Here is a 19,773-nt window from a genome sequence, read left to right on the forward strand (position 1 = left end):
CATCCGTAAAAGCAGTTTGAATAACCGTCCTGTTGCTGGGTCGCCTGTAGCAGGAACTATTGAAGAGACATCAAATGTTCACTATTAACGCTGAAGTACGTAAAGACCAGGGTAAGGGTGCGAGCCGCCGCCTGCGTGTAGCAAACAAATTCCCGGCCATCATCTATGGCGGAAATGAAGCACCAATTGCTATCGAACTCGACCACGATGCAGTGATGAACGTACAGGTTAAACCTGAGTTCTACAGCGAAGTGCTGACCATCGCGGTTGATGGCAAAGAAGTTAAAGTTAAAGCTCAGGCGGTACAGCGTCATCCGTTCAAGCCAAAACTGTTCCACATCGACTTCGTTCGCGCTTAATTGCTGAATGAGTTGAAGGTAGAAGGGCCGGTTGCGAAACCGGCCCTTTTATTTTAGGCATAAAAAATAACCCGATATCTTCCCTTCCTAAAAACCCCTGTCTTTCATTTCTCTCTGCCTTCGTTTATTTGAGACTGTTCTTTACCATGAAGCTTTCACAAACCATGGAGAATGCCGTTTTAACATTTCTCCAGAATTTGTCTGCAAGGACTTCAAGTGAAAAAAATACCTGCCTTGGGCTATGGCATCATACTCATCTCATTTTCTGGCTATGCGGGCGTAATGCGTCATGACATTAACGTGCAAGAATACCGTGATTTTGCCGAGAATATGGGTAAATATCGTGTCGGCTTAAGCAACATTCCCATTTTTAAGAAAGATGGCGAGCTGAGTGGTTATCTTGATTTTGCCATGCCCGACCTTAGCAGTGTATCTCGTCGCGGGTTTGCCACATTGATTAATCCATCCTATGTAACCACCACACGGCACGTAACCGCTTTGGGTAGCGTTTCTTTTGGCGGTCCTTCTGCTTATTCCTCCCGTTATCTTTTTATTAACCGCAATCAATCCGCCGTTCAGGATAATATTCTGCCACGGTTAAACAAAGTTGTAACCGAAGTAGCGCCAATAGATTATGTGGAACGTAATGAGCTTCAGAAAGGACATGGCTCTCGGTATATTGCTTATGTGCGCGCGGGTGCTGGTGAAATGACACAGGTCACAAATGACCTCACTGAGAAAGAGTTCCTGGCCAGTGCCTATAAATGGTTAGCGGGTGGAACAATTAATATTGACACCATTACCTTCAACAAAGAAAAAAATGACGATTTCTATTGGATTCAATATGAACCTGGCCATCAATATTCATCCGCTTTATCAATATCAACCGGCGGCGGTGACAGTGGCAGCCCTATTTACGTCTACGACAATGTTGATAAAAAATGGAAACTCGCTGGTGTACATTATGGTGGTTATGGTAGCGCAACGCCTTATGGTCGCAAAGTTATCTCAACACGTTTTAATGAAGAATATTTCAATGGGATTATTGCCAACAATATCTCTCCCGATGTCACTGATTTTGCGAATAATGGCCCAATTTACTGGAATGCAGATAAGCTGGTTCAGGGTAGTAAAAACTGGGGTTGGCAAGGTATAGACAACACATATCGTCATTTGGCACCAGGCAAAGCCAGCCTTATTGAACTTGATGCAACCAAAGATATTCGCTTTAACGGCGCGGGCGGAGACATTATTCTTAATGAGGCTGTCAATCTGGGAGCAGGAAAACTACAGTTTTCTAATAACTACACCCTGAAATCTGCAGAGAATGTGGGCGCAACCTGGGTGGGCGGCGGCGTTGAAATCGATGAAGGGAAAAAAGTCATCTGGCAAGTGAATGGACTCAAAGATGATGATTTACACAAAATTGGCGGTGGCGTCTTACATATTAATGCCACAGGTGTCAATGAAGGCGGACTGAATATCGGCGATGGCACCGTTATTCTGGAACAACAAAAAGATGCGCAAGGAAATCGCCAGGCATTTTCTCGACTGTATTTAGCGAGCGGTCGGCCTACCGTTGTTTTAGCGAGCGAAGACCAGGTTAATCCTGATAACATTTATTTTGGTTATCGTGGGGGGACATTGGACCTTAATGGTAATAACCTCACAATGCGACAGATTAATCACACGGATAGCGGTGCGGCAGTGATCAATCAGAGTGAGTTAACCTCGGCCAGTCTAACGCTTACAGGGTACTCACGTAGCGATATCAATATAAACACCTGGAGCAGTGTCGATATTGGTAACATTGGTGATATTTATGAATATTATAATTCGAGAACAAAACGTAAAGAGTATTTTCAATTAAAAAAAGAGAAGTATTGGTACTTCCCCACAAATCAGCAGGACAATGAAGACTGGAAGTATCTGGGATATGATCTGGTTCAAGCCGTCGATTATCGACTATCGCAGTTAAATGATTTAGTTTTCCGCGGAGACATTGGCACGCGCTCGTCGGATAAAAATAATGGTGCATTAGACGTGAATTTATCTCCGGAGAGTGGAAATACACATTTCGCACTGACCGGTAATATCCATTTAAATGGAAATATCAGCGTCAATAAGGGGACTCTTCTGCTGTCCGGGCAACCCGTTCCTCATGCCGGCGGCCTGATCATTGACAACGATTGGTACACTTCCTCTTTCACCGCCAATAACATTGTAGTCAATGACAATGCACGTTTACAGGTCGGTGAATACGCGCAGGTTAAAGCCGATATCCAGGCGGGCGACAACAGCCAGGTTATCCTTGGCTACCATCCCGACGCTGCTGATGAGCAGCAAATTTTACGCTGCACCTCGCCGGTGCAAAGCACTAAGGGCAGCTGCAAAGTTGCACAGCGAAACGCGGAAGAGTTGCGTTTCCTTCCCGCCAGCTCGGTTGAGGGCAATATCACGCTGGGCGATAACGCATTGCTTCATCTTGGCAAAGTCGATTACCACGGCCACATCAACGACAGTCACTCAGCGAGAGTCACCCTGAGCAGTGAAACATTCTGGAATATGAATGGTAACAGCCGCGTGCATCGGATGGATGCAGGTAAAGGCGGTATCATCTCGCTTCTTTCTGCAGATGAAATGGCCTGGACGCCGAAGCTGCTCTCTGTGGAACATCTGACGGCAAATCATCTGCAACTTGGTTTCGGCATCGCGCCGCAGTCCGCCATTAGCGACAGTTTATACATTGGGTCCAGCGTGCAGGGCGGCAGCAACACCCTCGATCTTGGTTTTATGCTGGGTGAAACCTTCCCCAACCGCATCGCGAAAGAGATCGTGCTGGTGAACGCGCCCGCCGGAACCGCGCACGACTATTTCACGCTACCTCCGGTCAAACGCGGGTTCTCGCTCTATACCGCTGATTATCAGGTTGTGGAAGAGAATGGTCGCGTGAAATGGATCATTGCCAAAACGCCGGATCCGGTGTTACCACCCGATCCGGTAATCGACCCCGATCCGGAGACTCATCCCGAACCCGACATTACGCCCGAACCGGAAGTTAAGCCTGAACCAGAAGTGAAACCTGAGCCCGAGATCACGCCAAATCCGGGTACTGCAGAAGACTGGTTTGAGGTCATTGATAATCAGCCGCTGGTGCAGAGTACGCGCGCCCTGCTCGCTTCGCGCCACTACCTGTTCAGTGAAATCAGCAATATGCTGACCGATCGCGCTCAGCTCCTGCGCGGTAACCATGAAAATAGCGGCGCATGGGCCAGCCTCAGCCAAAATCGCGGCAGAATGGATAGCGTAACGTTAAAAGACAGCAGGCTAGAGATCGGCGCCGATGCGCAAGCGGATGCCTGGCTTTATGGCGTGACCGCCAGTTACAGCCAGGGAAATGCCGGGGACGAAGCCAGCATTAGCCATAAACTGAGCACTCTGGGCCTGTATGCAAGCGGAATGAGCGATGAAGGATGGTTTATGGATCTTGCTGCCAGCTACCTGCATCTGCGTCAGGACATTCACCTTGACCCGGTATTGGGAGTAAAAAGCACCTCAAAAACCAGCCATATGCTGGCAGGCAGTGCAAAATGGGGTAAATCCTACCCTCTGCTGGATGCGTCTTTCACGCTATCGCCTTACCTGAAAGCCAGCGCAGGCTATTTACCGGGATACACGCTGGAAAGCAGAGAGGCCAGCATTGCCCTGAGTTCAGCCATGCCGTGGGGACTCGCGCCGGGTATTGAAGTCAGCAAACAGGGGCTCGGTACGCTGCTGCCACGCGTGCGATTCAGCGCCACCGTTGAAAAACAATTTTCACCGGGCCGTTCTGGCTCTTCACTAACCCTTGAGGATCGCCACAGCCGACGCGTTTATGGCGCGCTGGACGACGATCGTTATCGGGTTCATCTGGGTTTAGAAGGGAAAATCAGCGACAACTGGTCAGCGAATATTGGCGCGAAGCATAGCTTTGGTGGCAAGTTCCGCACCGATTCCCTCATCAGCAGTGGCATAAACTATTCGTTCTGATAGAAAAGCCGGGCACTTTGGTGACCCGGCTTTTTTCATTTACTGCTGGTGCGGCGTTGCAGCTGATCGCGCAAATTCGGTGGCGTGCCTTTAATGGTCAGCGTGTCGGTGGTGGGATCCCAGAAGATACGCTCGCCGAGCAGCATGGCATCAAAGTTCAGGGTTAATCCGCCGCCGCTACCCGCAAACTTGGTCAACTGGCGCAAGGTGCTACGATCCGCTGGGAAGGTCTCTTCCAGCTCGTAACCTTGCTCCTGGGTGAAGGCCTGAAACGTTTTTTCTCCCAGCGGCGGTAATTCACTGGAGAGATCGTGTAGCGCAATCTCTTCGCCGGCCTGCAGCTGATCGTTACAGTAGCTGTAAACCTGCTGACGATAGTTCTGACGCTCGTTTTTATCGAGATCCGATTCGGCGCAGTAATCATCAACCGCTTGCAGCAGGCCACGGTTTTGCGCTTTGGTGTCCAGACCGACGCTAGCGCCAAGGAAATCCATGAAGAAATCCGCTACTTTACGCCCCACGCGACCGCGCAGGAAGGTCAGATAACGGGTGGATTCCGGGTTAGTTTCCCACTCGGTGAGATCGATACGCGCCACAATATCCGCATGATTGATATCAAGATAATGGGTGCTGCTGATATCCAGCTGCTCGTTAACGCGCATGCTCGACTGGCTGTTGAGAACCGCAATCAGCAAATATTCCACGGCCAGATAGCGATAGTGTAAAAACAGCACCACGCCGCCTTCCGCAAACGGATATTTGCTCAGTTCATCACGCAGACGTCCGGTTGCCGCACGGCTAAACGCCAGAAAGTCATCTTCCCCTTTGCGGCAGTTACGCAACGCATCGGCCAGTTCGCTATCTTCGTTAAACAGGCCGTAAGCTTTGCTTTTGGCGCTATAAACCCGGTGCAACTCTTCTGCCATCTCTTCAACCGCGCGGGTTGCAGGCAGCAAGGTGTCGCGCAGTACCAGTTCAAGCTGGTTTTCATCACGTTTAACTAACTGATGCAGGGCAATCTGGTCGATATCCAGACTCATGGTAGACTCTCCTTTTAGCTCAGGCGCGTATTCAAACACCGCCCGCAGCCGCTTTCAACTGCCAGCACAAACTGATCGCTCTGCTTGCGATAAAATTGCGGAAAAAAATGCGTTGTTACGGTAATATACCGCCTTTTCACCCTTGATTAGACGACGATATGCCACAATCATCCCGTTACAGTGACGAACGCGTGGAAAAGCTCCTCGCAGAGATGGCGCAGATTCTTGAAAAAGACAAAGCGCCAACCGACCTTTCCCTGATGGTATTGGGTAACATGGTAACTAACTTGATCAATACCAGCGTTTCACCGGCTCAACGCCGCACACTGGCTCGATCTTTCGCGGATGCGTTGCAGTCATCCGTACGCGATGATAACGCTCATTAATATGCAGATTTGACCTCATAATATGGTAACCAACCGGCAGCGCTACCGTGAAAAAGTCTCCCAGATGATCAGCTGGGGGCATTGGTTTGCCCTGTTTAATATTATCTTCGCGTTAATTTTAGGCAGCCGCTACCTGTTGGTCGCCGACTGGCCCGCGTCACTCGCGGGACGTATCTATGCCTATACCAGCTGGATCGGTCATTTCAGTTTCATCGTCTTCGCCGGTTATCTGCTGATCATCTTCCCGCTCACTTTCGTGGTGATGTCACAGCGATTGCTTAGGGTGTTGTCGGCGATTGTCGCCACCGCCGGGCTGACGTTGATTATGGTCGACAGCGCGGTGTTCAGCCGCTTCCACTTGCACCTCAATCCGGTGGTGTGGGAGCTGGTGATAAACCCTGATCAAAGCGAGATGGCGCGCGACTGGCAGCTGATGTTTATCAGCGTGCCGCTGATTTTCCTCGTCGAAATGCTGTTCGCGACCTGGAGCTGGCAAAAGCTGCGCAGCCTTAATCGGCGCTCGTTCGGCAAACCGCTGGCTGCGCTGTTTATCAGCGCCTTCTTCGCCAGTCATCTGCTCTATATCTGGGCCGATGCCAATTTCTATCGCCCAATTACCATGCAGCGCGCCAACCTGCCGCTCTCCTATCCAATGACCGCGCGTCGCTTCCTTGAGCGTCACGGTTTGCTGGATGCGCAAGAGTATCAGCGCCGTCTGGTGCAACAGGGTGATCCGGAAGCGTTGTCAGTGCAGTATCCACTGAGTGACATTACCTTCCGCGATGGCGGTACGCGCCACAATCTGCTGGTGCTAACCGTTGATGGTCTGAACAACGCCACGGTGGAAAAAGCGCTGCCGTCGCTTCATCAATTCGCCAGTGAGAACGTGCGCTTCACCCAGCATTTCAGCGCGGGGCTACAGCCGGAAAAAGGGTTATTTGGTCTGTTCTACGGCATCTCTTCCAGCTATATGGATGGCGTGTTAGCGTCGCGTACGCCTTCCGTGCTGCTGAATGCGCTGAACGCGCAAGGCTATCAGTTTGGCTTGTTCTCATCGGACGGCTTCAGCCAACCGCTGTATCGTCAGGCTTTGTTAGCCGATTACTCGCTGCCGCAGGCCGACACCCAACCGAATAGCACCACGGTGACGCAGTGGCAGAACTGGCTCAATGGCCACAAATCAAACAATGCGCCGTGGTTCTCGTGGATTGCCCTTAACGGTGTGACGGTCAATGGCGACAACCTAAAAGCGCGCCAGCGTAGCTATACGCGTCAGGCAAGCGGTGTCGACGAGCAGATTAAGGCGGTGCTGCAAACCTTGCAGGATCGCGATTTGCTGAAAAATACCGTGGTGGTGATCACGGCGCAGCGTGCGGTCAATCTGGATAGCAACGATGACAATCCAGGTAACCGTGCGACGTTACAGGTGCCGCTGGTGGTGCATTGGCCGAATACGCCAGCGCAAACCATCGATCGCCTGACCGATCAGCAGGATGTGATGACCACGCTGATGCAGCGTTTACTGCACGTGCGCACTAATCCCGGTAACTTCTCGCAGGGTGAAGATCTGTTTGCCGCACAACGCAGCCACGATTGGGTGGCGAGCAGCGAAGATGGCAAGCTGGTAGTGACCACGCCAACCGTGACGCTGGTGCTGAATAACAATGGCAGCTACAGCGCTTACGATGCGCAGGGTAACAAACTGAAAGATCATAAACCGCAGCTGGCGTTGTTACTGCAGGTGCTGACGGAAGAGAAGCGTTTCGTCGCAAACTGATTAATTATGAGGCAGTTAAATGCGGCTCATATTGCAATCGTGCGTAGAAACAGTAATATTCTTCCACGTTCGGCACGTAGCGCAGCCTGGTAGCGCACGGTCATGGGGTGTCCGGGGTCGGAGGTTCAAATCCTCTCGTGCCGACCAAAATCCTTTCGAAAAAAGGGATTATCTTTCGAGATAATCCCTTTTTCATATCTGAATTTTCTCGCTTACCAGCTACCGTGGAATCCACCGCCCATCGCTGAACCGCCACCAATATGCGGCCCACCGCCTAAGCCGTGAGCGCTATTAGTGTTAGCAGCATTATTAGCACCATTACCGCTACCGCCAAAAGAATGTGATGAAGCCTTATCATTTTTGGAACCTTTGCCCGTATTAACCTGAAACGCGGGAACGTGTGGGACTGCAACTTGTACGGATGGATTAACAGCCGCAATAACCCCAGCCGTTGTAGTTTTAGTTATCCCGTTCACAGTGACGTTAACCAGTGTTGAAGGTTTCAGGCTGCTAACAGCGACGTTTATTGTTTGTGCTTGCTCAAGCTGATTGATATAGGCACGGTAAGAAGCACCGGTAATCTGAGGTTGTTTGGTTGGTACGGCTTGCGGGGTGAGCTGTTGCTTAACAGTCGGAACACTGTAGGAAGGAGTTAACTGTTCATTAGGTGCGATCTGGGGCGTTAACTGTGCTGTAGGAGTAGGCACACTGTAAGATGGTGTTTTATGTGGTGTTGCTTGCGGTACGGCTTGAGGCTGCATGTTCGGAACAGTCGTAGGAGTTTTAGTAGGCGTAGCGTATGGAGCCTGATTTACTGCAGGATGTGCAGAAATATCACCGTACCGGTCAGCTACAGCTTGGGCCTGATCAGCACGAGCTACGGCAGCCATGTTAGCGGCCCGATTCTGGCTAACAGTTTGAGCACTGTTCAAATCAGCATGGGCCTGAGCTCGTTCAGCACCAATAGCAGCGCCCATAGTATCCTGTGAATCGCCACGTACACCCGCCGAACCCTCTGGACGGTTGTTAATCGAATCGCCGTAGCGGTCTGTGTGGCTTACTGCTTCCTGTGCCTGAGATAAGTCAGCAGCCACGGTAGAAAATGAACTCATTACCAGTAAAGCAAGCATAGTATTTTTCATTTGTTAATTTCCGAATTGAAAATCTCGTCAGGGCTCGGTTTATTCGTAGCGAATAATAAGTTGACGTATTTATACACTTCTCAATTGTCGGAAATTTGATCTTAATCACATTAATATCTCTACTATAGAAACACTCCCGTCACCCTTACTCACTTTGCCCCCTAGCTAAGTGATGGAAACGCCCTAAGCATATGAGGTGTCCAAGGTCGGAAGTTCAAATCCTCTCGTGCCGACCAAAATCCAAAAAAGCAGCCTTATGGCTGCTTTTTTATTGTTTCTAATTCGGTCTAAACGATTCGATTACCCTGCTGATCTATCACCTTCTCACCATCCTCCTTTCTGAATTCGCCCTGCTGCGCATCGGGAAGAATATCGAGCACGGCTTCTGAAGGCCGGCACAAACGCGTTCCCAGCGGGGAGACAACAATCGGACGGTTAATCAGGATGGGATAATTCAACATCGCCTCGATGAGTTGCTCGCCACTAAAACGCTCTTCAGCCAAACCCAATTGTTCGTAGGGTTCGACGTTTTTGCGTAATAAAGCGCGCACACCGATCCCCATCGCGCTAATCAACGCCTTAAGTTGCTCACGATTTGGCGGCGTCTCAAGATAAAGAATAACGGTAGGTTCAACGCCGCTATTGCGTATTAACGCCAGCGTGTTGCGCGAAGTGCCGCAAGCGGGATTGTGATAAATGGTGATGTCAGTCATGGTGCTCTCTTCTTAATGGTTCAACGTTAGGCGCAGGGCCAGCGCGCTAAGGGTGACGAGCAGCACGGGCAATGTCATCACGACACCCACGCGGAAGTAATAACCCCAGCTAATGTTGATGTTCTTCTGGTCGAGTACGTGCAGCCATAGCAATGTGGCAAGACTGCCAATCGGCGTAATTTTTGGCCCCAGGTCGCAACCAATAACATTGGCATAAATCATCGCTTCCTTTATCACGCCCTGCGCACTGCTGGCATCAATCGACAGCGCACCAATCAGCACCGTTGGCATATTATTCATTACTGAAGAAAGCAGCGCCGTCACCAAACCGGTACCCAAGGTGGCGGCCCATAAGCCGTGGCTGGCAATGAGGTTGAGTAAGTCAGAGAGATGTTGCGTCAGCCCAGCATTTTTGAGGCCATAAACTACCAGGTACATGCCGAGCGAAAAAATCACGATCTGCCAGGGCGCGCCGCGTAACACTTTACCGGTGTTAATCGCCTGACCTCTTTTGGCAACGATAAACAGAATTAACGCGCCCAGTGCGGCGATAGCACTGACTGGAATGCCCAGCGGTTCCAGCAGGAAAAATCCCACCAATAGCAACAACAGCACCAGCCAACCGGCTTTAAAGGTAGCGGGATCTTTTATGGCTTCAGCTGGTAGTTTGAGGCGTGAAACCTCATAGCTGGCGGGAATGTCTTTGCGAAAGAAAAGGTGCAGCACTATCAGCGTGGTGATAATAGCGGCAATATCAACCGGAACCATCACCGCCGCGTAAGCGTTGAATCCCAATTTGAAGAAATCTGCGGAAACGATGTTAACCAGATTGGATACGATCAGCGGCAAACTCGCGGTATCGGCGATAAATCCTGCTGCCATGACGAAAGCCAGCGTTGCACCTTTACTAAAGCCCAGTGCCAGCAGCATTGCGATGACGATCGGCGTCAATATCAGAGCCGCACCATCATTGGCGAAAAGCGCGGCAACGCATGCACCGAGCAACACGATATAGGTGAAAAGCAGCCGCCCTCGCCCACTTCCCCAGCGCGCTACGTGCAAAGCGCACCACTCAAAAAAACCGGATTCGTCCAGCAACAGGCTGATGATAATGACGGCGATAAAAGCCGCTGTCGCATTCCAGACGATATGCCACACAGCGGGAATATCGTTTAACTGGATAACGCCGGTCACCAGCGCCAGTAAAGCCCCTATCGTTGCTGTCCAGCCAATGCTCAGGCCGCGCGGCTGCCAGATGACAAACACGATGGTCAAAACAAATATTGCGCCTGCCAGAAACATCACGCCTCCAATGCATTCGAATAATCGAATGTGTTTAATGATTATTCACAACCCGTAGCAGCGGCGTTCTTCAGCGACTCACGCACTTCCTCACGCTGGCTATTCCAGGCCGTATCGATAATCGATGCAGCCCAGGCCGGCATATGCGGAGAAAGGCGATAGTGTATCCACTTGCCTTCACGTCGATCCAGAATCAGCTCAGCATCGCGCAGCAAGGCAATGTGGCGTGAAATCTTTGGCTGTGATTGTTGGGTAACGGTGCAGAGATCGCAGACACACAGCTCTCCGGCTTCTCGTAATAATAAAACGATGGTCGTACGCGTTTCGTCGGCAAGCAGTTTGAAAAGTTGAACAGGGAGCATTGGGCCAGGTTCCAGTAAAAATCTATTACATATGGTAATTCATATGTGTTGGAAGTAAAGGCAGAATATAAAGTCTGGCGATTTCATATGTTTTCCATGCAATAAAGCATTCTCAGATTATCGCCAAAGAAATGCTGATTATTGGCTTTTAATCAGTAACTTACCGAAAGCAACTCAACCCGAGCCAGATCACATTTCTGGATAAATGTTACAGCGCTTCATCAAATTGAAACAAAACTGTCACAGACTTCTCTTACTCTTACAGCTCTTGTTTTTTCGATGGAAACCATTATGGTCATCAAAGCAAAAAACCTGCAGGATGCGGAAGAACTCCTGCACTCGGGTATCAATAAAGTTGAACTGGCTTACGATATCGGCAGCGACGATTTCTTCCGTCTCGCCTCGCGCTGGTGCGATCGCGGTGCGCGCATCACCAAAGGCCATCAGCACTTCGTGGTGCAGATTAAAGGCATGGCTATTCCGCCAAATAACTAAAAGTAGGCGAGCCCCTTTGGCTTGCTCTCCATCCGGCTGGCTGGTAAAACTACGTTTTCCGTCAGCCGTGATTTTTTATGTTCGCCTCTGAAACGCCGCTTGCCCTGCCCTCTTCACCGTTTATCCGCGCTGCTGGCATGTCGCTGGATACATTGCCGATCGCCTGGTGCGAATTCGATCAACATCACTGGCATGCTGGATTGCACCAGGCGTGGCAACTGCCGCTGCCCGCGTCGCTACAGAGCGCGGTAACGAAACGCAAAGCCGAGCATCTGGCGAGTCGCTGGCTGGTGCAGCAAAACTTTGCGCACTTCGGTTTACCGCACTTTGTGTTGTGTAATGCGCCCGATCGCTCACCGTTGTGGCCCGCCGGCATTCAGGCGTCGCTGTCGCATACGCACAGCGTTGCGGTGATGGCTGCGACGCGCGAGCCACTGTGCGTGGGTGTGGATGTTGAGCAGATTATGGCGGAGGAAACCGCCGATGAAACCGCTGGGATGTTGATGAGCCCGGCGGAAAAACAGCGCCTGCTGGCGCGGCCTATGCCCTTTGCCCAGGCCGCTACACTGCTGTTTTCATTGAAAGAGAGTGTGTACAAAGCGCTGTGGCCGCAATTGCATCAGCCAATGGATTTTCTTCAGGCGGAAGTGCTGGAACTGGACGTGCAGCAAGGCCGCGCAACGCTGCGGTTGTGTCAGGATTTTGATGAGTATTTCACCACCAAAGCGCTGCTGCAGGCGCGTTTTTGGCTGGCTGGAGATCGCGTGATTACGCTGCTGACGCATCCGCTCCCGACAAAATAAAAAACCGGCTCAGAAATAAACCTGAGCCGGTGACAACACAAGACGACAGAAAAGTGTTCCAGGGACGCAGAAACGAGGATTTCTGCTGGGAGTGACTATACTCACTCCGCAACTTCTTGCCCAATAAGGGTTTTTGCTAAGCTTTCCCGGCTGGCGTTAATGGCCGGTATCGGTACGTTGCACCGCATCCAGCGTTGCCATCTCGCGTTCGTTACCGGTTAACTCACTTAGTTGACCTTCGCGCATCTCCAGCAAGCGATCGGCGTGAATAAAGTAGTGATCGTCATGACTAATAGCGAACACCGTTTTACCCGATTCCTGTAACCACGGCAGCAGCTCACGATAGAAGATGCGACGGAAATGCGGATCCTGATCCGCCGCCCATTCGTCGAGTAACAGAATATCGCGCTCTTCGGCGGCTGCCAGCAGCAGCGCCAGACGTTTGCTCTGCCCTTTCGACAGTTGCAGATTAAGCACTCTGTTGCCTTCCAGCTTGAGCTTGTCCTGCATCTTCAGACGCTCCAGCCACTGCTGCACCAGCGCAGGATTGGCTGGCTGCCCTTGATCGCCGATGAGGCGATCAAACAGATGCACGTCGGTAAACACCGCCGAGAAATGTTTGCGATACGCATCGAGGTTTTGCCAATCCACCACCTTGCCATCCAGCAGCAAACTGCCCGATTGCGGCTGATAGAGGCCGGTGAGCAGCATCGCCAGCGTCGATTTTCCGCTGCCGTTGCCACCAATCAGGAACACCAGCTCGCCGCGGCGCAGCGTCAAATTGATCGGCCCAACCTGGAATCCGTGCTCGCCGTAGTGGAAGCAGACGTCGCGCAGCTCCAGCGTTTGCCAGTCGCTGACTTTTGGCAGCGCCTTGAACGTTTCTTCATAGGGCGCCAGTTCAAACCTGTTGAGCTTGCGAAACGCCACCTGCGCGCTGAGCAGCGTTGGCAAGGCGCCGACCGCCGCCAGCAGCGGTGTGCGCAGGAACAGCAGCGTCAGCGAATAAGTTGCCGCCACCGCCGTATTTGCCCAGCCCAGCCCGTTCGCCATAAAGAACACGATGCCAATCGCGCCGAGCATCATGATATTCGACCAGTTCACCGCGCTGAGGTGGAAGGTATCGGCGCGCACGATGTGGTGGCGATAGCTTTTGGCATTCTCCTGATAAACGCTGTCGTAAATAAGCTGCGCACGTTCGCGGTTAAGCTGCAGCTCTTTACGCCCTTCGATAATGGTCTGGAAATCGCGATACAGGTCATCTTCGATTTCACGCAGCTTAGCCATGTGCTGATAAACGCGTGATACCAGCAACCAGCCGCCAACCAGCGTCACCACCAGCCACAGACAGGTGATCAACAGCATTTTTGGCGAGAGCCAGGCGAGATAAAGCGCCGAACCGAGCGTAATAATGATGCCCTGAATCAGCTCGGGTAAACGCACGAAGGCGATGGTGATGGCGCGCACATCGCTGGTGAGACCGGCCAGCAGTTGGGCATTGCCAATCTGTTCGATGCGCTCCACGCGCGTATCAAGAATCCGTTTGATGAATTCGCCGCGCAGCCGCCAGACAAAGTGATGGCCGAGCATAGTCAGCGCCAGCTGGGAGCCGAGCGTCACCGCCATTAGCAGGAACAGCTGGCCAAGGAAACTCGGCAGCACCGAAATCGAAGTATTCACCGCGACGATCAGCTCATTATTGATATAGGCAATCAAACCAATACCAAGCACGGCGCTTAACAATGTAAGAAGAATGACGCCAATAAAAGGCCAGCGGTACTGGCGAAAAACGACTTGCAGCAATGCCATCAAAGGGTTCCAGCGGTCAATAAAGCAGCCTGCAGTTTAATGTCGCCTTGGCTGATAGCAAGAATAATTCTCATCTCAAATTTGCCTGAGTAAAATGTTTCTCGCCGCTCGTTTGGTAGCGGCGCGATTTATTGCGAAATGCTTGTCAGATAAGAAGGTATTTTGTTTTGAAAATGCATTATCTGTGCGGGCTCTGACACATCTGCGCCTCTGGCAAATGAGCCCTTTTCAGTAATAAGCACTGAAGTTGATGAGCAGGCCGGGGCCGCTTTTGGGCCGGCAATCCGCAGCGCTGAACGAAGCGAGGAAGCCAGGAGAGCCCGCAGGACGCGGGCGAAAGGCGGAGCCGGGACATGGAAGTCCCGTCTCCGCCGGTCCGTCAGGCAGACGAGCGAAGTGAAGGTACCGCGTAAGCGGCGCGAGGACCGCCGGACCAAAAGTGGCACCGGCCAGCGCCTTCATCAATGGCTTAACAACATGCATTCCAAATTAATTGCGCCGAGACGAAAATGCGCTAAAAAGCACGGCGGAAGGTCAGGTTGTAGCGGAACGCGCCTGCCTGCGGATGAATACCAGGTTTGAGCGGCAGAATGCCGTGATAACGCAGGCGCGATGGCCCGCCCCACACCACGATATCGCCATGTTCCAGCAGCACGCGCTGGGTGGCGTCGCCGCGTTCGAAACCGCCGAACTGGAATACCGCAGGCAATCCCAGTGAAACCGACACAATCGGCTGGCGCAGATCCTTCTCATCTTTATCCTGATGCAGCGTCAGTTTTGCGCCGGGTTCATAGCGGTTAATCAGGCAGGCATCCGGATTGAAACCAGCAAAGCCCGCTTCGTGCGCGGTTTGCTGCGCCAGCTCGCGGAACAGCGCGGGCATCGGCGGCCAATGGTGTCCGCTGTTGCTGTCTTGCTCGGTATATTGATAGCCGCGCGAATCGGTGGACCAGCCAAAATCACCACAGTTGGTCATCGCCACCGACATGCGATGGCCACCGGGCGTGATGCGATGGGCAAAGGGATTTTTCGCGGCGATATCGTGAATCGCCGCCAGCAGCGCGTCGGCCTGTTCGCGGGCACGACGTCGCAGAATCACCGCGCCATCCGCCAGCGGTTCCTGCCACGGCGCTTCGTCACTAAATAAATCCAGCATGTGCGCCTCCTTATTGAGATGCCTGATCGATGAGGAAGGTTTTAAACTGCGGCGACATCCAGTGAGTAAAACCGTCGCCCTGCTTGCTGATCAAATAGACCGCCAGATGCTCTTTCAACGCCAACGCTTTAGCGCGTTCGCTGCCGAGCACCATCAAACCGGTATCCCAGCCATCCGCTTCCAGCGCGGTGGTGGCTATCACCGTTGCCGACACCAGCTTGTGCTCAATCGGTCTTCCGGTAGTCGGATCGATGACGTGCGAAATGCGTTTGCCATCCAGTTCATAATAGTTGCGATAGCTGCCGGAGGTGCTGATGCCATGCCCTTGCAGATCGACGCGCGCTTCCACCGCGTTTTCGCGATCGGTGGGTTTCTGGATCGCCACGCGCCACGGCTGCTGATTAGCATTGACGCCACGGCTCAATACTGCGCCGCCCACTGAAACCAGATAATCAGTGATGCCTTGCTGCTCCATCAGACGCGCCAGATGATCGGTGGCATAGCCTTCGCCCATGGTGGAGAGATCGACATACAGGCCGGGCAGATCTTTCTGCAGCCATTGACCGTTAACGCCCTGAATCACGCGCAGATGCTGCAAACCGGTCCGCGCTTTAGCAGCGGCGATTTCAGCCTCGCTGGGGGTATGCGCCGGTTGCTTCGTCGGGCCAAAACCCCACAGATTGACCAGCGGGCCCACGGTGATATCCATCGCACCCGACGTTTTATGCCCGATTCGCAGCGCTTCAGTGACGATGTCCGCCATGTCAGCGCTTACCGGCTGCGGTGCGTTGCCTTGATACTGATTAAAGTGCGACAGCACCGAATCGCTTTTCCACGTCGAGAGTTCGCCGTCATCGCGATCCAGCTGTTGCTGGATCAGCTGTTGCAACGCCGCTTTACGCTGCGGATCAACGTCGGCGACGCTGACGCGCCACACGGTGCCCATGGTTTTGCCTTCCAGTACCATCGCAGGTTGGCTGCTGTTTTTTTCGCAACCGCTGAAACCTAATGCCAGCAGGCTAATTAGCAGAATGTTCTGAAAACGCATCAATTCCTCATCTGTAACCCATTACTACAGCCAATTACAAAGCATAACTCGCTTGTAAAGCAGTCTAAAGCTGCTTGATGTTCGATAAACGCTGACACAGGATAACCGGTTCCTGCAACGTTATGCCTACAGGAGCATCAGATGATTTATATGATTATTGCCGTAACCGCCGGGCTGTTCATTTATGGCAGTTTCAAATGTTGGCAGACTTACCGCCATCGCCTGATTCAGCACTATCCTGCACGCCGACGTTAAATTATTGCACCAGAAAATCACCCTTCTGCACCGCTTCAGCGCTGGCGCAGTGTAGCAAAGTCGCTACAAGCCGCGTGGCGCTGAGAGCGGTGCGCTGGCATGAATGCTGCATTGTTGAAGATGAGTTGAACTTCAGCGAGGTGCAGAATGGAAAATAGCAAAACACAAAACAGTAAATGGCAGCACTGGCTGAGCTTCTCGGCCTTTACGCTGGCGGGTGTCGCGATGGAAGGCAGCCTGAGCGCCATCACCAACCCGCCGCCGCAACCGGCACCCAAAGCCAAAAAATGGCGTGGTATGCAGTAACCGCTACAGTCCCAACTCACTCAGGCCCGGATGATCGTCCGGGCGCGTGCCGGCTGGCCAGTGGAAAAGACGCTGATCTGCGCTGATCGGCAGATCGTTGATGCAGGCGAATCGCTGAATCATCAAACCATCGGCACCAAAGTGCCAGTTCTCATTGCCATAGCTGCGAAACCAGTTACCGCTGTCATCATGCCATTCATAGGCAAAGCGCACCGCCAGCTTATCTTCATGCCACGCCCATAACTCCTTGATCAGTCGATAATCCAACTCTTTGATCCACTTACGCTGCAGGAAGGTCACGACTTCTGCGCGTCCATTGACGAATTCACTGCGATTGCGCCAGCGCGTATCTTCGCTGTACACCCGCGAAACACGCTGCGCATCGCAGCTGTTCCAGGCATCTTCCGCCATGCGGACTTTCTGTAATGCGGTTTGTTGATTGAACGGTGGCACCAGCATGTTATTTCTCCCTATTATGTAGACAGGTCTGTCTACTTGATTCATCCTGCCGTATGTAGACAATTCTGTCTACATGCAAACACAGGAATTTTTATGCTTGAGCCTCTGATCTTTGATGCCACCGCCTCCGCGCGCGATCGTATCTTGCTGTGCGCGCAGCAGCTGTTTTACCAACAAGGCATTCGCGCCACCGGCGTGGATAAGGTGATTGCGCAAGCGGGCGTGACCAAAGTGACTTTCTATCGTCACTTTCCGGCGAAGAATGCGCTGGTGCTGGCGTTTTTACAGCAGCGCCATCAGCGCTGGATGCTGGCGTTTCGCCATGCGCTGAATCAGCATGCGGCATTGATCGATGCGCTGCCCGCGGCGTTACTGAGCTGGTTCAGGGATGACGATTATCGCGGCTGTGCGTTTATCAATACCGCCGCGGAGCTGGGCGACACGTTAGCGGAAGCCAGCGAACTGATTCGTCAACATAAGCGTGAGATGGCGCAGGCGATCAGCGACAAGTTGATGCCCGATCAGCAGGTCAAAACGGCGCAGATTGTGTTGCTGGTTGAGGGCGCGATTGTGCAGGTACAGATTGGCGAGGAGGCGGAACGGGTGGTCGACGTGCTGCGTGCCGCGCTGGATGCGCTGCTGAAAACGGGAGCGTGACCGGCAAGTCACGCTCCATCACCCTTAGAACTGGTAAACCAAGCCCAGTGCTACGACGTCATCGGTATTGATACCGGCTGCGTCGGTGAAGTTGTTGTCGTCCAGCAGGTTGATCTGGTAATCAACGTAGGTCGACATGTTTTTGTTGAAGTAGTAAGTTGCGCCTACATCAATGTATTTCTTCAGGTTCTGGCTGCCGTAACCTTCGATGTCAGAGCCGCGAGAAGAGACAAACGCCAGAGATGGACGCAGGCCGAAGTCGAACTGGTACTGTGCCACCAATTCCCAGTTATCCGCTTTGTTGGCGTAACCGTAAACGGTGCCGCTATCGCTGGCGCCGAAACGCGTTGCGTTGTATGAACGGCTGTACATTGCGGCCAGGTAAACGTTGTTAGCGTCATACTTCAGCGCGCCGCTGTAAGCTTCGGCTTTATCACCGCGACCCAGGATGTTGGCGGTACGTGGATTGTTACCGTTCTGGTTATTGGTACGGTCAGACTGGAACATCGCTGCACCAATACCGAAACCTGAACCCAGATCGTAAGTGGTGCTCAGACCGTAGCCGTCACCGTTCTCGCCCAACACATCACGACCAGAGCCAGTAGATTCGGTTGGGTTATCGTTTTTGCCTTGATACTGAACCGCGAAGTTCCAGCCATCCACTAAACCGAAGAAGTTGGTATTACGATAGGTTGCGAGGCCGTTGCTGCGCTGGAACAGGAAGTTGTCCGCGCCGTAGGTATCGCCACCGAACTCTGGCAGAACGTCAGTCCATGCGCCGAGATCGTACATCACGCCGTAGTTACGGCCGTAATCGAATGAACCTGCATCACCAAATTTCAGACCGGCAAAACCAACACGCGTATAGCTGTTCGCGGTGCCTTCGCTTTCTGCGGTGTTCAGTGCAGCCTGGTATTCCCACTGGCCGTAACCGGTCAGCTGATCGGTCACCTGAGTTTCACCTTTGAAGCCAAAACGCAGGTAAGACTGGTCACCGTCTGAGCCAGAGTTGTCAGAAAAATAATGCAGACCGTCCACTTTGCCGTAGAGGTCTAATTTGTTGCCATCTTTATTGTAAATTTCAGCTGCGCTTGCTGATCCTGCCACCAGCAATGCAGGAATCATCAGGGAGAGAACGCGACGTTTCATTTTTATTACCCTCTTTAATGTGCCTTTATTTTTGCCACTGCGAACTGAATGATTAAAAATTCAGCCGGCACGCCATTGTTATTTTATGTTGGGCAATAATCTATCACGAAAATGCTACTAAATTTCCAAAACTGTTTCAGTGTATTAAATAGTTATTTCAGGATGTAAATTCAGGGGAACTAATAACCAGCACAGATAGGTAAAAAATATAGCACTTTTTGACAACACATATTTTAATTGTTCAAAAACATCAAATTACATGAGTTACATTTCCGCACTGAATGACAAAACTCAAACCCATCCAGAGCATACAATTATCTCCGCTATCATCATTTATTTCATTATTACCTTCATTCACCCCGAATGTTTTGATTTACCCTAATTTCCCGCCGGACCAGATGGTCCGGCATTTTTTTGCCCGCAATTCAGACATCGCCTTATATTGCGTAAAGTTAATTACGCGGGTTAAATTAACCACAATAATTGCCGCGCATTATTTGTCTCTTTTCGCACATTTCGTTCAATT

General features: G+C 51.9%; 19 protein-coding genes and 1 tRNA gene. 10 read left to right on the forward strand and 10 right to left on the reverse strand.

Annotated elements, in window-relative coordinates; all coding sequences use genetic code 11:
- Nucleotides 1-74: 74 nt before the first annotated feature.
- The gene (rplY, locus tag KVT28_RS12305; RefSeq protein ID WP_101763688.1) at nucleotides 75-359 is read left to right on the forward strand and encodes a 50S ribosomal protein L25; all 285 of its coding nucleotides are present in this window, start codon (nucleotides 75-77) and stop codon (nucleotides 357-359) included.
- 216 nt (nucleotides 360-575) lie between these two features.
- A complete protein-coding gene (locus KVT28_RS12310; RefSeq protein ID WP_217548705.1) occupies nucleotides 576-4,388 on the forward strand; it encodes a S6 family peptidase in 3,813 nt (1,270 codons plus the stop codon).
- Between the two features lie 35 nt (nucleotides 4,389-4,423).
- Here KVT28_RS12310 and yejK read toward each other — a convergent pair whose 3' ends face one another.
- Complete coding sequence (gene yejK / locus KVT28_RS12315) at nucleotides 4,424-5,428, reverse strand: nucleoid-associated protein YejK (RefSeq protein ID WP_101763686.1); 1,005 nt, start codon at nucleotides 5,426-5,428, stop codon at nucleotides 4,424-4,426.
- Between the two features lie 158 nt (nucleotides 5,429-5,586).
- Here yejK and KVT28_RS12320 point away from each other — a divergent pair, with 158 nt between their 5' ends.
- The 3 genes from KVT28_RS12320 (at nucleotide 5,587) to KVT28_RS12330 (ending at nucleotide 7,738) form a co-directional block, all read left to right on the forward strand.
- Nucleotides 5,587-5,814, forward strand: a complete 228-nt coding sequence (locus tag KVT28_RS12320) for a YejL family protein (RefSeq protein ID WP_036648480.1) — start codon at nucleotides 5,587-5,589, stop codon at nucleotides 5,812-5,814.
- 22 nt (nucleotides 5,815-5,836) lie between these two features.
- Entirely contained in the window at nucleotides 5,837-7,591 is a 1,755-nt protein-coding gene (gene yejM / locus KVT28_RS12325; RefSeq protein WP_192233308.1) for an LPS biosynthesis-modulating metalloenzyme YejM, read from the forward strand.
- 70 nt (nucleotides 7,592-7,661) lie between these two features.
- Nucleotides 7,662-7,738, forward strand: a tRNA-Pro gene (locus KVT28_RS12330).
- 65 nt (nucleotides 7,739-7,803) lie between these two features.
- On the opposite strand, the gene KVT28_RS12335 is transcribed toward KVT28_RS12330, so the two are convergent.
- From KVT28_RS12335 to KVT28_RS12350, 4 genes are all read right to left on the reverse strand, one after another.
- On the reverse strand, nucleotides 7,804-8,733 hold the full coding sequence (locus tag KVT28_RS12335; protein ID WP_217548707.1) for a hypothetical protein: 930 nt from the start codon (nucleotides 8,731-8,733) through the stop codon (nucleotides 7,804-7,806).
- 287 nt (nucleotides 8,734-9,020) lie between these two features.
- Entirely contained in the window at nucleotides 9,021-9,446 is a 426-nt protein-coding gene (arsC, locus tag KVT28_RS12340) for a glutaredoxin-dependent arsenate reductase (RefSeq protein ID WP_217548709.1), read from the reverse strand.
- 12 nt (nucleotides 9,447-9,458) lie between these two features.
- A complete protein-coding gene (locus tag KVT28_RS12345) occupies nucleotides 9,459-10,748 on the reverse strand; it encodes an arsenic transporter (protein WP_217548711.1) in 1,290 nt (429 codons plus the stop codon).
- A gap of 41 nt (nucleotides 10,749-10,789) precedes the next feature.
- Complete coding sequence (locus tag KVT28_RS12350; protein ID WP_101763682.1) at nucleotides 10,790-11,110, reverse strand: metalloregulator ArsR/SmtB family transcription factor; 321 nt, start codon at nucleotides 11,108-11,110, stop codon at nucleotides 10,790-10,792.
- Between the two features lie 291 nt (nucleotides 11,111-11,401).
- On the opposite strand from KVT28_RS12350, the gene KVT28_RS12355 reads away from it, so the two are divergent.
- Together KVT28_RS12355 and KVT28_RS12360 are read left to right on the forward strand one after the other, a co-directional pair.
- Entirely contained in the window at nucleotides 11,402-11,605 is a 204-nt protein-coding gene (locus tag KVT28_RS12355) for a hypothetical protein (RefSeq protein WP_008105079.1), read from the forward strand.
- A gap of 77 nt (nucleotides 11,606-11,682) precedes the next feature.
- Nucleotides 11,683-12,408 (forward strand): 4'-phosphopantetheinyl transferase, encoded by a 726-nt coding sequence (locus KVT28_RS12360; protein WP_217548713.1) that lies wholly within the window; start codon nucleotides 11,683-11,685, stop codon nucleotides 12,406-12,408.
- A gap of 156 nt (nucleotides 12,409-12,564) precedes the next feature.
- Here the strand turns inward: KVT28_RS12360 and KVT28_RS12365 are convergent, their stop codons facing one another.
- The 3 genes from KVT28_RS12365 to apbE form a co-directional block, all read right to left on the reverse strand.
- On the reverse strand, nucleotides 12,565-14,217 hold the full coding sequence (locus KVT28_RS12365) for a multidrug ABC transporter permease/ATP-binding protein (RefSeq protein ID WP_110866591.1): 1,653 nt from the start codon (nucleotides 14,215-14,217) through the stop codon (nucleotides 12,565-12,567).
- A gap of 514 nt (nucleotides 14,218-14,731) precedes the next feature.
- Nucleotides 14,732-15,373 (reverse strand): DNA oxidative demethylase AlkB, encoded by a 642-nt coding sequence (gene alkB, locus KVT28_RS12370; protein ID WP_217548715.1) that lies wholly within the window; start codon nucleotides 15,371-15,373, stop codon nucleotides 14,732-14,734.
- A gap of 10 nt (nucleotides 15,374-15,383) precedes the next feature.
- A complete protein-coding gene (gene apbE, locus KVT28_RS12375) occupies nucleotides 15,384-16,421 on the reverse strand; it encodes an FAD:protein FMN transferase ApbE (protein WP_217548717.1) in 1,038 nt (345 codons plus the stop codon).
- Between the two features lie 141 nt (nucleotides 16,422-16,562).
- Here apbE and KVT28_RS12380 point away from each other — a divergent pair, with 141 nt between their 5' ends.
- Nucleotides 16,563-16,676 carry a response regulator gene (locus tag KVT28_RS12380; RefSeq protein WP_192233297.1) on the forward strand — a complete coding sequence of 38 codons (114 nt, stop codon included), beginning with the start codon at nucleotides 16,563-16,565 and terminating at the stop codon, nucleotides 16,674-16,676.
- A 147-nt stretch (nucleotides 16,677-16,823) separates the two neighbouring features.
- Nucleotides 16,824-16,982, forward strand: coding sequence for a hypothetical protein (locus KVT28_RS12385; protein WP_168197464.1), 159 nt, complete (start codon nucleotides 16,824-16,826; stop codon nucleotides 16,980-16,982).
- 3 nt (nucleotides 16,983-16,985) lie between these two features.
- On the opposite strand, the gene KVT28_RS12390 is transcribed toward KVT28_RS12385, so the two are convergent.
- Nucleotides 16,986-17,441, reverse strand: a complete 456-nt coding sequence (locus KVT28_RS12390) for a nuclear transport factor 2 family protein (protein WP_217548719.1) — start codon at nucleotides 17,439-17,441, stop codon at nucleotides 16,986-16,988.
- Between the two features lie 93 nt (nucleotides 17,442-17,534).
- Between KVT28_RS12390 and KVT28_RS12395 the strand changes: the two genes are divergently transcribed.
- Nucleotides 17,535-18,098 carry a TetR/AcrR family transcriptional regulator gene (locus KVT28_RS12395; RefSeq protein ID WP_192233291.1) on the forward strand — a complete coding sequence of 188 codons (564 nt, stop codon included), beginning with the start codon at nucleotides 17,535-17,537 and terminating at the stop codon, nucleotides 18,096-18,098.
- Nucleotides 18,099-18,122: 24 nt separating this feature from the next.
- On the opposite strand, the gene ompC is transcribed toward KVT28_RS12395, so the two are convergent.
- Nucleotides 18,123-19,247 (reverse strand): porin OmpC, encoded by a 1,125-nt coding sequence (gene ompC, locus KVT28_RS12400; RefSeq protein ID WP_101763675.1) that lies wholly within the window; start codon nucleotides 19,245-19,247, stop codon nucleotides 18,123-18,125.
- Nucleotides 19,248-19,773: the final 526 nt, after the last annotated feature.

Origin of the sequence: Pantoea sp. GbtcB22, from assembly GCF_019091025.1 — a bacterium.
GTDB lineage: Bacteria > Pseudomonadota > Gammaproteobacteria > Enterobacterales > Enterobacteriaceae > Pantoea > Pantoea leporis.